This is a genomic window from Saccharomonospora iraqiensis subsp. paurometabolica YIM 90007, from assembly GCF_000231035.2.
Lineage (GTDB): Bacteria > Actinomycetota > Actinomycetes > Mycobacteriales > Pseudonocardiaceae > Saccharomonospora > Saccharomonospora paurometabolica.
This window is the reverse complement of record NZ_KI912263.1, coordinates 6,434-20,925: the sequence shown is the minus strand read 5'-3', so window position 1 is coordinate 20,925 and position 14,492 is coordinate 6,434. Positions and strand designations below refer to the sequence as shown.

The following is a 14,492-nucleotide window of genomic DNA, read 5'->3' as shown; positions in this document are numbered from 1 at the left end:
GTGCCGGGCCGCCAGGCGCAGCACGGTGGGATGGACGTGGACGAGGTCGGCGATGAGTTCCACGGTCACGCGCTCGTCGTCCAGCAGCACCCCGACGGGCCCAGGTTCGCGGTGGTGCAGGGCGGGCATGCCGTTGAACAGGTGGGTGGCCACGCGGGCCCCCGCGTCCACGGCCGCCCCGACGGCGTCCCCGGAGGCGTCGGTGTGCCCGATCGCGGCCAGCACACCCGCGTCCGTGAGCCGCCGGACCGCGTCCAGCGCCCCGGGCAGCTCCGGGGCGAGTGTGACCATGTGGATGCTGTCCCGCCCCGCCGCCAGCAGCGTGTCCACGGTGGCGGCGTCCGGTTCCCGCAGGGCCGCCGGATCGTGGGCCCCGCAGCGGGCCCCGGCGAGGAACGGCCCCTCCAGGTGGATGCCCGCCAGCTCCCCGTCGGCGACCAGGTCGGACAGGGCGGCCACCCGGTCGGCGAGCGCCGCGGGGGGTGCCGAGACCAGGCTCGCGAGGGTGGTGGTGGTGCCGTGCGCGCGGTGGGTGGCCAGCGCGGTGGCCGTCTCCGCGGGGCCGGCCGCGTACGAGCCGCCCCCGCCGCCGTGGCAGTGCAGATCGACGAAGCCGGGGACGACCAGCGCCCCGTCCAGGGCGATCCGGTGGCCCGTCGGCGGCTCCCCGGTCCCGACACCGGCGATCCGGTCTCCGGTCACGGCGAGCCAGCCGTCGTCGAGCACCGCGTCGGGTACGGCGAGGCGACCCCCGGTCAGGACGAGGTCGTGGTCGCCGGGCACGGGCATCGGCCGAGCCTGGTGGTCGGGACCGGTGCGGCGCCATCCGCGACCGGGCCGGTTCCCCGCGGTCAGCGGCGGCCCTCGTGCATCGCGCGCTGCAGCGCCTCCAGCGCGCGGCTGGCCGTGGACTTCACCGTGCCGCGCGAGATCCCCGTCGCCTCCGAGATCTCGATCTCGGAGAGCCCGCCGTAGTAGCGCAGCACCAGGACCTCGCGCTGCCGGGGTGGCAGGGTCGACAGCGCGTTGACCACCGCCTGGTGTTCGGTGGACAGCATGGCCAGGCTCTCGGCGGAACGGGCGTTCACCGAGTGCGGGGGGACGTAGTCCCGGGCGGTCTTGCGCCTGCGCAGCACGCTGCGCGAGCCGTTCACCACGGCGGTGCGCAGATACCCGACGGCCGCGGCGGCGTCGCGCAGTCTGCCCCAGTTGCGGTGCAGTCCGGTGAAGGCCTCCTGAACGACGTCCTCCGCGGTGGCCGGCTCGTCCACCAGCAGGATCGCCAGCCGGATCAGCCGCATGCGGTGCTGGCGGTAGAGGTCCTCCAGCGTCAGCGGCCCCGACTTCTGCGCGGGCTGCACCGGTGCGTCCAGGGTGCGCAGGTGCCCCAGCGTCTGTTCGACGTCGCGCTCGACCGCACGCGAGTGCGTGGGTGCGGGGCCGTCCGGCGCCGGGGGCGTGGCGGGCGCCGACTCCGGCGCGGTCCCGGTGTGTGGCGGGTTCGTCTCGTGTGCGGTGCTGCGGTGGCGCATGGGCTCGGCGCTGCCGTGCATCGAAACCTGCCCATCGTCGACGGTGCCTGGTGAGTCCTGGGAGACTCCGGAGTACACAGCGTATCTGGCTGTCGACCTCGGCTCCCAACGTACGCGGTCGGCGGCACCGGCGGCGGCATGAGCCGTCGCGGCGCCGGGTACGCCGAGGATACGGTGAGACGAGGAGGCGGCATGCCCTGGTTCGTGGTCGAGCAGCGGTACGTCCCGGAGAAGTACGCCGACGTGCGGCCCCGGCACCGCGAGTACCTGTCCACACTGGCCGAGCAGGGGGTGGTGGCGCTCGCCGGGCCGCTGGACGGGGACACCGGGGGGATGGCGCTGTACCAGGCCACCGACCGCGAACACCTGCAGAGCATCATCGACGCCGATCCGTACTACGTCGAGGGTGCGGTCGCCGAGCGCACCGTGCGCGACTTCAAACCCGTGCTCGGCTCCTGGCTGCCCGCATCGTCGGAGTGAACCACCCGCACCGGTGGGGTGGGGGCGCGGTCACGTCCCGGCGCCGTCCGTGTCGTGCACGATCAGGCCGCGGATGTTCCGGCCCTCGCGCAGGTCCCGGTAGCCCTCGTTGACCTCGTCCAGGGTGTACCTCCGGGTGACGAGGTCGTCGAGGGCGAGGGCGCCGGAGTCGTGCAGCCGGAGCAGCCTGACGATGTCGTACTGCGGATTGCCCGACCCGAACAGCGTGCCCCTGATCGTCTTCTCGAACAGCGTGAGCACGCCGCCGGAGACGTGCACGGTGAGCTTCTCCACGTCGGCCAGTCCGGTGACCACGAGCGTGCCGCCCTTGCCGATCGCGTCGAACGCGTCGGAGATCACCTGTTCGTCCACGACGCCGACCGTGACGAGCGCCTGGTCGGCCATCTGGCCCCGGGTCAGTTCCGCGATCGTCGCGGCGGCCTCGTCGGCGGTGGCGAAGGCGTGCGTGGCGCCGAACTTCAACGCCGTCTCCCGTTTGAACTCCACCGGGTCGACCGCGACGACGTACCGGGCACCGGCGTGCACGGCGCCCTGCACGGCGTTGATGCCGATACCGCCGATGCCGTAGACGACCGCGGTGTCGCCCGCGCGCACGCCGCCCGCGTAGTTGGCACTGCACCACCCCGTCGGGACCCCGCAGCCCACCAGGGCCGCGGTCTCCAGCGGCAGCCAGTCGTCGATCCGGACGACGGAGTGTTCCGAGACGGTGGCGCGCTCGGCGAACGTGCCGAGCATGCACATGGCCCCGAGGTCCGTACCGGCGTGGTGGAACCGGAAGGTCCCGTCCGGCAGGGAACCGTCGAGGATCGTGGCGCCCAGGTCACACAGGCTCGACCTGCCCGTGGCGCAGTAGCGGCAGTGCCCGCAGCTCGGGACGAAGCTGCACACCACGTGATCGCCCGGGGCGACCCGGGTGACCCCGGGCCCGACGTCCTCGATGACTCCCGCCCCCTCGTGGCCGCCCACGATCGGGAAGCGCGGGGCGAGTTCCCCGTCGACGAGGTGGAGGTCGGAATGGCACAGCCCGGAGGCCGTGTACCGGATCAGGACCTCTCCGGGACCGGGACCGTCCAGATCGAGTTCCACGATCTCGAAGGGGGTGTGGGGGCCGAACAGAACCGCTGCCTTGGTCTTCATGCGCGCCTCCTTCGCGGAGACAGCATGACATGAATCACACCGAAAACCCACCCCGCGAGTCGCCACCCCAGGCCGCCGAGTCGCCACCCCGGGCCGCTGAGCCGACCGGTCGGGGGCCCGGGGCGCCGTGCGTCAGTAGGTACCGCCGAGCTTGGAGTGGTCCCAGCTCACGATCCGGGTCGGGGTGAACACCAGGCCGATCCGCTTCGGCGCCTGGGCCGACACCACCTCAGCGAGTGTGTCCTCGTCGACCCCGGGTGTGTACCGGCGGGTGAGGCCGAGCCCCAGTTCGGTGACCGCCGCCGGGTCGGTGACCAGCTCGACGTCACACTCCATCGAGACGCCGCGTAACTCCTCGTAGCTGTCCCCGGATTCCACCAGCACCGTCGCGTGCGGGTCGCGGCGCAGGTTGGCGACCTTCTGCGACTTCCCGTACGTCCACGTCGCCACCCCCTCCCCACGGGGGAAGTACCACAGCGGCGCCAGGTGCGGCCGGCCGTTGGGCCCCAGGGTCGCGACGTTGATCACCCGCTGCCCGGCGAGGTAGCTGCTGACCTCCCCGGGACTCATCCGGATCTGTTCCCGTCGTGACACGTCTCGTGCCTCCTGTCGTCGTGACCGTGGGTGGTGCCGCGAAGGACTCCTTCACTGCATCACACGCAGGCAAGGGCCCCTTCGCGGCGGCACAGGCAGGGAAGGGGGCCTTCACGGCACCACCCGGGCGGGGGGCCGTCAGTCGGTGGTGGCGGCGCGGCCGGAGCGGCCGGTGAGGGCCGCCTCGCGGGCGCCCCGGGCCTCGATGTCGGCGAGGGCCGCCGCGTCGGCCTTGGCGATCCGGCTCTTGACGCCGAGTTCGGTGAGCTTCGGCAGCACCGCGCGGAACAGCTTGACCGCGCCGACCCAGCGGGGCACGTGGATGGTGCGCGCGCGTTTGTGGATGCCGGCCCGGATGGCGTCCAACGCCAGCTCCAGCGGGTAGGTCTTCCCCAGCGGTCCCGGGATGTTCGAGCGGAACTCGCCGAACACCGGGTGCGCGTCGGCGCTGTCCACCAGGTCGGTCTTGATCCAGCTCGGGTGCGCGACGCCGACCTTGACGCCGAGGTGCGCCACCTCGCCGCGGAGGCTGTTGCAGAACGCCTCCACCCCGGCCTTCGCGGCCGAGTAGTTCGCCATGCCGGGCGCGTGCGCGATGGCCGCGAACGACGAGATCGCCAGCAGGTATCCGCCCCGTTCGATCACGTGCGGCAGGGTCACGCGGAATGTGCGCCAGACACCGAGCATGTCCACCTCGAACACCCGCTCGAAGGCGTCCCGGTCGACCGAGCGGACGAACCCGGTCGTGGCGATCCCCGCGTTGGCGACGACGATGTCGATCCCGCCGAAGTGCTCCACCACGCCGTCGACGGCCTTGCCCAGTGCGTCCCAGTCGGTGACGTCGGCCTCCCACGAGTGCGCGGTCGGGCCGATCTCCTCGGCGACCCTGCGCTGCTCCTCGGCCTCGATCCCGACGAGCGCCACCTTCGCCCCGTCAGCGGCGAGGCGGTGGGCCAGACCGGCCCCGATCCCGCGCGCCGCTCCGGTGATCAGTACGACCTTGTCCTGCACGTTCCTGCCGTTGCCACGCGCCACGCCTGCCTCCATCGCCGGGTCGGTCGCCATGTCGGACGGGCGCTAACTTACTCGAAGTAGCCTACTGAACGGTAGGCCCCGAGGGAATGCGATCAGTTGCGTTCGGTGTTGGGCTGAGGTATGACTCCGAAACTGGGCACAATCGGTATCTGGCGATGGACCGGCGGCCTCGACGCCGAGCTGGCCGCCGAGGTGGAACGACTCGGCTACGGCACCATCTGGATCGGCGGCTCGCCGTCCGGCGACCTGGAGATCGTCGACACGCTGCTCGACGCCACCGACCACATCACCGTCGCCACCGGGATCGTCAACATGTGGTCCGACGACGCCGCCACGGTCGCGCGCTCGTACCACCGCATCACGGCCAAACACCCGGGCCGGTTCCTGCTGGGTGTGGGGGTCGGCCATCCCGAGGCGACCCAGCAGTACCGCAAGCCCTACGAGACGATCGTGTCCTACCTCGACGAACTGGACGAGGCGGGCGTCCCGGTGGGCGACCGGGCACTGGCCGCGCTGGGGCCGAAGGTGCTCGAGCTCTCCGCCGAGCGCACGGCCGCCGCGCACCCGTACCTGACCACACCCGGGCACACCCGCTGGGCGCGCGAGATCCTCGGGGACCGGGTGCTGCTCGCACCGGAGCAGAAGGTCGTGCTCGACACCGACCCCGAGCGGGCACGGGCGGCGGCACGCCCGGCCGTGAACAACCCGTACCTGAAGCTGCGCAACTACGTGAACAACCTCCGCAGGCTCGGCTGGGCGGACGAGGAGATCGCCGACGGCGGCAGCGACCGGCTGATCGACGAGCTCGCCGTCCACGGGGACGCCGAGGCCCTGGCGCAGGGGGTGCGGGCCCACCTCGACGCGGGCGCCGATCACGTGTGCATCCAGGCGCTGCCGATGGACGCCGACCCGCTGCCCACCTACCGGGCCGTCGCCGGGGCCCTGAACCTCACGGGCTGAACACCACCCGACCCCGGATGCCACCCGGCCCCGGACCGCACGGCCTCCGGACCGCACGGCCGGAACTCCCCGCGCCGGACCGCGGGTGGCCGTGACCCGGTCGGGATCACACCCCGGGTCACGGCCACCCGCGGCCGTGGGGCCGTCCTCGTAGGATGCGGGGCAGGGACCCCGTCCCGGCGACCACGCGCGCCCGCGTGGTGTCGCCGGCGGCCGGTACGCCGGAAGGAGGGTCCGCCCAAGCGCCCGCATCCGAGGAGGACATCGATGCCCATCGCGACCCCCGAGGTCTACGCCGAGATGCTGGACCGGGCCAAGGCGAACGAGTTCGCGTACCCGGCCATCAACGTGACCTCGTCCGAGACGCTCAACGCGGCACTGCGTGGTTTCGCCGAGGCGGAGAGTGACGGCATTATCCAGTTCTCCACCGGCGGCGCCGAGTTCGCGTCGGGCCAGAAGGTGAAGGACATGGTGACCGGGGCGACCGCGCTCGCCGAGTTCGCCCACGTCGTCGCCGAGAAGTATCCGGTCAACATCGCCCTGCACACCGACCACTGCCCCAAGGACAAGCTGGACGGCTTCGTCAACCCGCTGATCGACATCTCGAAGGAGCGGGTCGCCAACGGGAAGAACCCGCTGTTCCAGTCGCACATGTGGGACGGCTCGGCGATCGACCTGGACGAGAACCTCAAGATCGCCTCCGACCTGCTGGACCGCGCCGCCGCCGCGAAGATCATCCTGGAGGTGGAGATCGGCGTCGTCGGCGGTGAGGAGGACGGGGTCTCCAACGAGATCAACGAGAAGCTCTACACCGCCGAGGGCGACTACCTCAAGACCGTGGACGCGCTCGGGGCCGGGGAGAAGGGCCGCTACCTGCTCGCCGCGACCTTCGGCAACGTGCACGGCTCCTACAAGCCCGGCGCCGTGCAGCTGCGCCCGGACGTGCTCCGGCGCGGGCAGCGGGTCGCCGCCGAGAAGCTGGGCATGGACCCCGACGCGAAGCCGTTCGAGCTCGTCTTCCACGGCGGTTCCGGCTCGTTGCTGGAGGAGATCCACGAGGCGGTCTCCTACGGCGTGGTGAAGATGAACGTGGACACCGACACGCAGTACGCGTTCACCCGGCCGATCGCCGACCACATGTTCCGCAACTACGACGGCGTGCTGAAGGTCGACGGCGAGGTCGGCAACAAGAAGGCCTACGACCCGCGCAGCTACCTCAAGGTGGCCGAGGGCGCGATGGCCGACCGCGTGGTCGAGGCCGCGCAGAGCCTGAAGTCGGCGGGGAAGAAGCTCTGAGGCTTCCTCCGTCCGTCCTCCGCGTCCGGGCCGGTCCGGTGTCGCCGCCGTGGGTGGCGGTGCCGGGTCGGCCCGTCGTGTCCGTCCTCCGTGCCGCAGAATGGCACCCATGACGCACGGCAATCTCCTCGAACCCGACGCCACGCGACTGCCCGAGCGGCCCGACGCGGAGGCCGCGATGGACTCCGGGACGGATCCGGCGGAGGTCGCCGCCGAGTATCCCGACTTCAGCGAGGCGTGGGCGGCGCTCGCCGAGCGCGCCCTGGCCGGGGACGAGCACGTCGCGGCCTACGCCTACGCCCGCACCGGCTACCACCGCGGTCTGGACCAGCTGCGCCGGGCGGGCTGGAAGGGCTTCGGCCCGGTCCCGTGGGCGCACCGCCCGAACCAGGGATTCCTGCGGGCGACCGCCACGTTGGCCAAGGCGGCGGGGCGGATCGGGGAGAACGACGAGTACGACCGCTGCGCACAGCTCATCACCGATTCCGACCCGGCCGCGGCCGAGGCGACCGGCCTGTCCTGACGCGGGCGGCCCGCCGATCGGCACGGGTCGCACCGGCACGACGGGCCGTGCCCGGCCCGTCGTGCCGACCGGTGCTCAGCAGGAGGCGAGCACGTCCTCCAGTGCGGACTTCTCCTCCTGTTCGACGGTGAGGTCCCAGGTGTGCTTGACGTCGATCCACAGCGCGGCGTACTCGCAGTGGTAGGACTCCAGCGGCGGCAGCCACTCCTCGGGGCCGCGGTCCCCCTTGGACTGATTGACGTTGTCGGTCACCGCGAGCAGGTTGACCCCGTCGAGGTCGTTGGCGAAGCTCTCCCGCCGGTCGGTGCTCCACTCGTCGGCCCCGGTGCGCCAGGCCTCGGCGAGCGGCACGATGTGGTCGACGTCGAGATCGGACGGATCGGTCCAGGTCTCCCCGTCGAACGGGCTCTCCCAGCTGCCCGAGGTGGGGTAGCAGTCCTCGCCGGTCTCGACGTCCGTGCCGTCCCGTTCGAGCACGACCTCGCGGGTGTCGCAGTTGTCGCCCTGGCTGCTCCAGTGCGGGAACTCCTCCCGGTCGTACCCGTCGAGGGTGCCTTCCTCCTCGACGGTCAGCTCGGCGAGCCGGGCACGGGCGGTCTCCTCGTCGACGTCGCCACCGGAGGGGGCGGGATCGGCCGTCTGGCTCGACGGCGCGGTGGACGAGGAGGTCGAGCCGAAGTCCTCGGTCGAGATCCCGAGGTCCTCCGCCGCCGAGCACGCCCCCACCACGGCGGTGACACCGAGGGTGGCGATAGTGATACGGAAAGTACGCGAAATGGACACGTTCCGACTGTGACCGACCGGTCGCTCCCGATCAACACCATCGGGTGACAACCGGCCGGATGAGACGAAGATCGCGTGGCCCCCGTGGCCCCGGTGGAACCACCGGGGCCACGGGGGCCGACCGGTCCGGGGTCAGCGCAGCCGGTCGCAGTTGTCCGGGGCGGATTCACCGGCGAACCGGTCACCGATCCAGGACACGGCCTCCGGGTAGGCACGCAGCATGCCGCCGACATGGCTGGGGACCACCGAGGTGGTCATCCGCACGGTCGCGCCCCGCGCGCACCAGTCCGCCGCCATCTGCCTGCCCTGCGCGTACGGGACGATGTCGTCGAGCACGCTGTGCACCACCAGGGTCGGCACCTCGGGGGCGCGCTCGCCCAGCTTCTGCTCGGCGACCCGGGAGGCGTAGGGCTCCTCGTCCAGGTAGTCGGTCAGCGGCCTGCCGTCCTCGGTCAACGTCTCCGACCGGGTGAAGGCGTGCGCGAGCAGCGCCTCCCCGGTGCACTGCTCGGCGACCTCGGCGAGCATCGCCTCCCCCTCGGCGTTGAGCACCGAACGGACGTCGATGTCGTCGTAGGCGGCGTCCAGCGACAGCAGCGAGTATCCGAGGAACGCCGCGGCGTAGTGGCCGTCCAGGCCGGGCGCCACCTCGGCGAGGTCCGCGGGCGGGGCGCCCGCGTAGGCACCCTTGACGTCCAGCTCCGGCGCGTACGACGGATGCAGCTCCGCGGCCGACGCGGAGGCGCCGCCGCCCTGCGAGTACCCGGCCAGCGCGACCGGGCCGTCGTCCGGGACGTCCACCTCGGGCAGCCGCTGCGCGGCACGGACCGCGTCCAGCACGGCGTGACCCTCGGAGGCGCTGTTGACGTAGGTGTGCGTGCGGGGTGTGCCCAGGCCCTCGTAGTCGGTGACCACCACCGCGTACCCCTGTTCGAGCAGGCCGGTGACGAACGGCCCCTCGTACTCCATCCCCAGTTCCAGCTTCTTCGACGGGGCGCAGTCGTCGCCGACCCCCTGGGTGCCCGGCGCGTACCCGATGAGCGGACGCTCGCCCGCGCCGCTCCACGCGGTGTCCGGCACCAGCACCGTCCCGGTCACCGCCACCGGGTCGCCGTGGGTGTCGGTGCTGCGGTACATGATCCGGTAGGAGTCGCCCGCGAACTCGACCAGGCCCGCCGGGTCGAGGTGGAACGCGGACGGTTCCGCCCGGATGACGTCGCCGTTCGCGCCCGGCGGCAGGGGTGCGGGGGGTGTGTAGAAGTCTCCGGCATCCCCGGCCTGCGCGAGGCCCGTCCCGGTGGTGAGAACGGCCGCCCCGGTGGTCAGGGCGAGCAACGCCGCCAGGGATCGGCGGGTCCGGCCCGGTGGTCGCATGGGCGCTCCTGTGGTCTCGACAACACTGTCCGGACCGGATTCTCGTGCGACAACGGCCGTTGTCAAAGAGTGGCGGGGAAATTGTGGACGGATCGACGAGATGAGCGGACGCTTTTCGGCCCGCACCTATGAGGAAAATCTCCTACCGCGGAGCCGGGTGGGCACGAGGCGCCGGCCGATCACCGCACCAGCCGGAGGTCGGAGGTGTGGCGGTACCACGTCCACCCGGTCATCGACCGCGGATGCGGCACCCCGTCCGAGACCGGGACGACCGGGTCGCACGCGATCTGGAACGCCCTGCCGGTGTGTCGCGTGCGGCGGCGCACCAGCCTGCCCCGGGTCACCGTGACGACCAGCCCGTCCTCACCCGCGTGGACCTCGACCGACCGGGACGGCCCGTGCAGGGCCACCGTGTCGTCGCAGTACGCCCGCCCCCGGACCCGCGGCAGCACCCCGCTGCCGACGAGGACGCCGCCCGCGTCGTTGCGGATCAGCGGTACGGGCCGGTCCACGCCGCCGCGGGCGCGTTCGAGTGCGGCGTGCGGGTCGGTCGGCAGGCTCCACAGGGCGGCCACCGCCGAGTCCGCGCGGGTCGGCACGAAGCCCACCACGGTGTCCGCGAGCAGTTCCCTGCGCAGCAGCCGCAGCACCACGGCGGCGAGGTCGGCGTCAGTGCCCGCCACGATCAGCGACGGCTCCAGCACGGGATCGACATCGGTCCTGCCGGGGCGTTCGGGCAGCTCGGTCACCCGGAGGTCGCCCGTCGGTAACGCGTCCGTCGCGTCGCCGCAAGCCAGCACCAGTCCACCCACGGAGCGCTCCTCGGTTAGGCTCGGTCACCGGCGATTTCCACCAGCGCCACGCTCTTTTCGACCGTCGAATACCAGGAGTGTCACATGCCGGCCATCGTGCTCGTCGGGGCCCAGTGGGGTGACGAAGGCAAGGGCAAGGCCACCGACCTGCTCGCCGACCGGGTCCGCTGGGTCGTCCGCTACCAGGGCGGCAACAACGCGGGGCACACGGTCGTGCTGCCCGACGGGCAGGACTACGCACTGCACCTGATCCCGTCCGGCATCCTCACCCCGGGCATCACGAACGTCATCGGCAACGGCGTGGTGATCGATCCGGGGGTGCTGCTGGACGAGCTGTCCGGGCTCGAGGAGCGCGGGGTGGACACCGACCGGCTGCTCATCTCCGCGGACGCGCACCTGATCATGCCGTACCACGTCGCCATCGACAAGGTGACCGAGCGCTACCTCGGGGCGAAGCGGATCGGCACCACCGGCCGCGGCATCGGCCCCTGCTACCAGGACAAGATCGCCCGGGTGGGCGTGCGGGTGCAGGACCTGCTCGACGAGAAGATCCTGCGGCAGAAGGTCGAGGCGGCCCTCGAGTTCAAGAACCAGGTGCTGGTCAAGGTCTACAACCGCAAGGGTCTCGACGTGGACGAGGTCACCGACACCGTCCTGGAGCAGGGCGAGCGGTTCGCGCACCGGATCGCCGACACCCGGCTGGAGCTCAACCGGGCGCTGGAACGCGGTGAGACGGTGCTGTTGGAGGGCTCGCAGGGCACCCTGCTCGACGTCGACCACGGCACCTATCCGTTCGTCACCTCGTCCAACCCCACCTCCGGCGGGGCCAGCGCCGGGTCCGGCATCGGGCCGGGCCGGATCAGCACCGTGCTCGGCATCGTCAAGGCCTACACCACCCGGGTGGGCTCGGGCCCGTTCCCGACCGAGCTGCTCGACGAGTCCGGCGAGGATCTGCGCAAGTCCGGCGGGGAGTTCGGCGTCACCACCGGCCGCTCGCGCCGCACCGGCTGGTTCGACGCGGTGATCGGCCGCTACGCCGCGCGCGTCAACGGCATCACCGACTACTTCCTCACCAAGCTCGACGTGCTCTCCGGGCTGGAGCGGATCCCGGTGTGCGTGGCCTACGAGGTGGACGGCTTCCGCACCGAGGACATGCCGATGACGCAGACCGAGGTGCACCACGCCGTGCCGATCTACGAGGAGCTGCCCGGCTGGGCCGAGGACATCAGCGGCTGCCGCAGCTTCGCGGACCTGCCCGCCAACGCGCGCGCCTACGTCGAGCGGCTGGAGGAGCTGATGGGCGCGCGGATCTCCGCGATCGGTGTCGGGCCGGGCCGCGAGCAGACCATCGTCCGGCACGAGTTCGCCTGACCACCGCGCCCGGCCGGGGTGCCCGCCGTCCCGGGATCGGCGGGCACCCCGGCGCGGACGCGCGGTGACCGGTCAGCGCCGGGCCGTGCGGGTGGCCTCCACCGCGAGGTCCGGCCGGTCGGCGAACACGCCGTCCACCCCCGCCGCCAGGAACGCCTCGTACTCGGCGAAGACGTCGCCGAGGGCCGCGGGGTCGTCGGAAGACCGCAGCTCGGGCGGCAGGAAGGTGTTCTCCGCCCGGAACGTGTACGGGTGGACCACCAGCCCCTCCCGGTGGGCGTCGGCGACCAGCGGGGTCGGGCGTCCCAGACCGCCGTCCTCGGTGACCGGCAGCACACGGCCCTTCGCCGGACCGATCCCGTCGGCGTACTCCGCGATCGTCGCCAGCCCGTCGGGGGTCACCAGGTCGTCGTAGGTGCGCGGGTCCCCGGCGGTCACGAGGTCGTGGGGCGCGCCCGAACCGGCGATCAGCTGCACCAGCGGGACCCGGAGCTCGTCGTCGAGCGCACGCAGGTTGCCCACCTCGAACGACTGCACGAACACCGGCGCGTTCGGCCGGTTGAGCCCGTTGCGGGTCAGTGTCCGCACCAGCGCGGGTTCCAGTGCCAGCCCCTGCTCCCGGAAGTAGGTGGGGTGCTTGGTCTCCGGGTAGACGCCGATCTCCCGCCCGAGCTCCCGGGACAGCCGGTCCGCCAGGTCGAGGATCTCCTGCAACGTCGGGATCGGGTAGCGCCCGTCGTGGATCGTGTTGTGCGGGCGCAGGTGCGGGATGCGTTCGGTCGCACGCAGCGTCTTCAGCTCGGCGAGGGTGAAGTCCTCGGCGAAGAAGCCGGTCACCGGCGTGCCGTCGACCGTTTTCGTCGTCCTCCGGTCGGCGAACTCCGGCCGGTCGGCCACGTCGGTGGTGCCGCCGATCTCCGGTTCGTGGCGCGCCACGAGCACGCCGTCGGCGGTGGTCACCAGGTCCGGTTCGAGGTGGTCGGCACCCAGGCGGGCCGCCAGTTCGTAGGACGCCAGGGTGTGCTCGGGCCGGTATCCCGATGCCCCGCGGTGCCCGATGACCAGGAGCTCGTAACCCGCGCCGAACGCGGGCGGGCCCGGCTTCCCGGCCGAAGGGTCCGGCCCCGCCGTGGCCGGACCGGCGATCATCCCCGTCATCGCCAACCCGCACACGGCCAGTACGGCCTGCCATCGTCTCCCTGTACGCCGTGTTCCTGTACGCCGTGTCCCCGTACGTCGTCGCATGCTGCCGCCCTTCTCCCGATCCGGCCGCCCACGGTGTGTGGCGGGCCCGTCCCACACTGTCCACCGACAGCGGCCCGGAGGCGACCCGTCAGGGGCTGGGGGAGGACATGCCGGTGAACGGCGTCCGACCCGGGCGACCTACCCTGTGCGCGTGCGCGTCCTGGTAATCGGCTCCGGAGCCCGAGAGCATGCCCTCGCCCTCGCCGCCTCACACGATCCGGCGGTGACGGCCCTCGGTTGCGCCCCCGGCAACCCGGGGACGGCCGCGGTCGCCGAGACACTCGGCGTCGACCTCACCGACCCCGCGGCGATCGCCGGACTCGCCGTGTCCTGGCGGGCCGACCTCGTCGTGATCGGCCCGGAGGTGCCGCTCGTCGCGGGCGCCGCCGACGCCGTGCGCGCGGAGGGGATCGCCTGTTTCGGGCCGAGCGCGGCCGCCGCCCGGATCGAGGGGTCCAAGGCGTTCGCCAAGGACGTGATGAACGCGGCGGGGGTGCCGACCGCCCGGAGCGAGGTGGTGGACAACCCGGCGCATCTGGATGCCGCCCTGGCCCGGTTCGGACCCACCTGGGTGGTCAAGGACGACGGACTCGCGGCGGGCAAGGGGGTCGTGGTCACCACCGACGTCGAACGGGCCCGCAAGCACGCGCTGATGCTGCTCGACGGTGGGCACCCCGTGGTGCTGGAATCGTTCCTGGACGGCCCCGAGGCGTCGCTGTTCTGCCTGGTCGACGGGCGCACCGTGGTGCCGCTGCTGCCCGCGCAGGACTTCAAGCGGGTCGGTGACGACGACACCGGCCCGAACACCGGGGGCATGGGCGCCTACGCCCCACTGCCCTGGGCTCCCCCCGGGCTGGTGGACGAGGTGGTCGCCACGGTCGTCCAGCCGGTCGTCGACGAGCTGGACCGCCGGGGCGCCCCCTTCCAGGGCCTGCTCTACGCGGGGCTCGCGCTGACCTCGGCCGGTCCGCAGGTGATCGAGTTCAACTGCCGGTTCGGGGACCCGGAGACCCAGGTGGTGCTGCCGCTGCTGCGGACGCCGTTGGCCGGGCTGCTGCACGCCGCCGCGACCGGCAGTCTCGACCGGCACCCGCCGCTCGACTGGTCCGGCGGCGCGGCGGTGACCGTGGTGCTCGCCGCGGACGGCTACCCCGGCAAACCGCGCACCGGCGACGTGATCACCGGCAGCGAGGGTGACGGGGTGTTGCACGCGGGCACCCGCCGTCGCGAGGACGGTGCCGTGGTCTCCGCGGGCGGCCGGGTGCTGTCCGTCGTCGGGGTCGCCGACGACCTCGGAACGGCCCGGGAGGACGCCTACGCGCGGGTGGC

At 72.4% G+C, this 14,492-nt stretch carries 15 protein-coding genes; 6 read left to right on the top strand and 9 right to left on the bottom strand.

Annotated features, from left to right (window positions below):
* Both SACPADRAFT_RS0223420 and SACPADRAFT_RS0223415 read right to left on the bottom strand, forming a co-directional pair.
* Positions 1 to 789: N-acetylglucosamine-6-phosphate deacetylase (locus SACPADRAFT_RS0223420; protein WP_007024541.1), on the bottom strand; the 789-nt coding region annotated here is incomplete at its 3' end.
* A 62-nt stretch (positions 790 to 851) separates the two neighbouring features.
* A complete protein-coding gene (locus SACPADRAFT_RS0223415) occupies positions 852 to 1,553 on the bottom strand; it encodes an RNA polymerase sigma factor (RefSeq protein ID WP_007024540.1) in 702 nt (233 codons plus the stop codon).
* A 171-nt stretch (positions 1,554 to 1,724) separates the two neighbouring features.
* On the opposite strand from SACPADRAFT_RS0223415, the gene SACPADRAFT_RS0223410 reads away from it, so the two are divergent.
* Positions 1,725 to 2,012: a YciI family protein gene (locus SACPADRAFT_RS0223410; protein ID WP_007024539.1), complete on the top strand. Its 288-nt coding sequence runs from the start codon at positions 1,725 to 1,727 to the stop codon at positions 2,010 to 2,012.
* Between the two features lie 30 nt (positions 2,013 to 2,042).
* Here SACPADRAFT_RS0223410 and SACPADRAFT_RS0223405 read toward each other — a convergent pair whose 3' ends face one another.
* From SACPADRAFT_RS0223405 to SACPADRAFT_RS0223395, 3 genes are all read right to left on the bottom strand, one after another.
* Entirely contained in the window at positions 2,043 to 3,170 is a 1,128-nt protein-coding gene (locus SACPADRAFT_RS0223405) for an NDMA-dependent alcohol dehydrogenase (RefSeq protein WP_007024538.1), read from the bottom strand.
* Positions 3,171 to 3,302: 132 nt separating this feature from the next.
* Positions 3,303 to 3,764, bottom strand: coding sequence for a pyridoxamine 5'-phosphate oxidase family protein (locus SACPADRAFT_RS0223400; RefSeq protein ID WP_007024537.1), 462 nt, complete (start codon positions 3,762 to 3,764; stop codon positions 3,303 to 3,305).
* Between the two features lie 138 nt (positions 3,765 to 3,902).
* Entirely contained in the window at positions 3,903 to 4,829 is a 927-nt protein-coding gene (locus SACPADRAFT_RS0223395; RefSeq protein WP_007024536.1) for an SDR family oxidoreductase, read from the bottom strand.
* Positions 4,830 to 4,919: 90 nt separating this feature from the next.
* Here SACPADRAFT_RS0223395 and SACPADRAFT_RS0223390 point away from each other — a divergent pair, with 90 nt between their 5' ends.
* From SACPADRAFT_RS0223390 to SACPADRAFT_RS0223380, 3 genes are all read left to right on the top strand, one after another.
* The gene (locus SACPADRAFT_RS0223390) at positions 4,920 to 5,759 is read left to right on the top strand and encodes an LLM class F420-dependent oxidoreductase (protein ID WP_007024535.1); all 840 of its coding nucleotides are present in this window, start codon (positions 4,920 to 4,922) and stop codon (positions 5,757 to 5,759) included.
* A gap of 267 nt (positions 5,760 to 6,026) precedes the next feature.
* On the top strand, positions 6,027 to 7,055 hold the full coding sequence (gene fbaA, locus SACPADRAFT_RS0223385; RefSeq protein ID WP_007024534.1) for a class II fructose-bisphosphate aldolase: 1,029 nt from the start codon (positions 6,027 to 6,029) through the stop codon (positions 7,053 to 7,055).
* A gap of 109 nt (positions 7,056 to 7,164) precedes the next feature.
* Positions 7,165 to 7,578: a DUF3151 domain-containing protein gene (locus SACPADRAFT_RS0223380; RefSeq protein WP_007024533.1), complete on the top strand. Its 414-nt coding sequence runs from the start codon at positions 7,165 to 7,167 to the stop codon at positions 7,576 to 7,578.
* Between the two features lie 75 nt (positions 7,579 to 7,653).
* On the opposite strand, the gene SACPADRAFT_RS0223375 is transcribed toward SACPADRAFT_RS0223380, so the two are convergent.
* From SACPADRAFT_RS0223375 to SACPADRAFT_RS0223365, 3 genes are all read right to left on the bottom strand, one after another.
* Complete coding sequence (locus SACPADRAFT_RS0223375; RefSeq protein ID WP_007024532.1) at positions 7,654 to 8,361, bottom strand: HNH endonuclease family protein; 708 nt, start codon at positions 8,359 to 8,361, stop codon at positions 7,654 to 7,656.
* A 132-nt stretch (positions 8,362 to 8,493) separates the two neighbouring features.
* Positions 8,494 to 9,735, bottom strand: a complete 1,242-nt coding sequence (locus tag SACPADRAFT_RS0223370; protein WP_007024531.1) for a lipase family protein — start codon at positions 9,733 to 9,735, stop codon at positions 8,494 to 8,496.
* 179 nt (positions 9,736 to 9,914) lie between these two features.
* Positions 9,915 to 10,547, bottom strand: a complete 633-nt coding sequence (locus SACPADRAFT_RS0223365; RefSeq protein ID WP_007024530.1) for a hypothetical protein — start codon at positions 10,545 to 10,547, stop codon at positions 9,915 to 9,917.
* Positions 10,548 to 10,631: 84 nt separating this feature from the next.
* On the opposite strand from SACPADRAFT_RS0223365, the gene SACPADRAFT_RS0223360 reads away from it, so the two are divergent.
* Positions 10,632 to 11,918 carry an adenylosuccinate synthase gene (locus SACPADRAFT_RS0223360; protein WP_007024529.1) on the top strand — a complete coding sequence of 429 codons (1,287 nt, stop codon included), beginning with the start codon at positions 10,632 to 10,634 and terminating at the stop codon, positions 11,916 to 11,918.
* Positions 11,919 to 11,990: 72 nt separating this feature from the next.
* Here the strand turns inward: SACPADRAFT_RS0223360 and SACPADRAFT_RS0223355 are convergent, their stop codons facing one another.
* Complete coding sequence (locus SACPADRAFT_RS0223355; protein ID WP_007024528.1) at positions 11,991 to 13,076, bottom strand: glycerophosphodiester phosphodiesterase; 1,086 nt, start codon at positions 13,074 to 13,076, stop codon at positions 11,991 to 11,993.
* A 238-nt stretch (positions 13,077 to 13,314) separates the two neighbouring features.
* Between SACPADRAFT_RS0223355 and purD the strand changes: the two genes are divergently transcribed.
* Positions 13,315 to 14,492: phosphoribosylamine--glycine ligase (gene purD, locus SACPADRAFT_RS29555; RefSeq protein WP_040924798.1), on the top strand; the 1,178-nt coding region annotated here is incomplete at its 3' end.